Raw genomic sequence first — 215 nt, forward strand, 5'->3', positions numbered from 1 at the left:
GTCAGCGACTCGTTCAAGCGCAACACCCTCGGTTCCGCCTCCCTGTCCAGCGCCACCGCCTTCAAAGTAAACTTCCCCTCCAAGATCCCCTTAGCCTGACCACTCATCCTGATACAGAAACCGCCCGCCTCCTTCACCGGCAACTCCGGCCATTTCGTCGACGTCAGCTTAAAGCTGCCCTTCTTCGTGTAGAACTGCTCCATAAAGCGCGCATT

General features: G+C 57.2%; 1 pseudogene. It reads right to left on the reverse strand.

Annotated features, from left to right (window positions below):
• Positions 1-203: pseudogene (locus HMPREF2872_RS11895) on the reverse strand (type IV pilin protein); the annotation flags it as partial.
• Positions 204-215: the final 12 nt, after the last annotated feature.

The organism is Neisseria sp. HMSC069H12 (genome assembly GCF_001812735.1).
Taxonomy (GTDB): Bacteria; Pseudomonadota; Gammaproteobacteria; order Burkholderiales; family Neisseriaceae; genus Neisseria; species Neisseria subflava.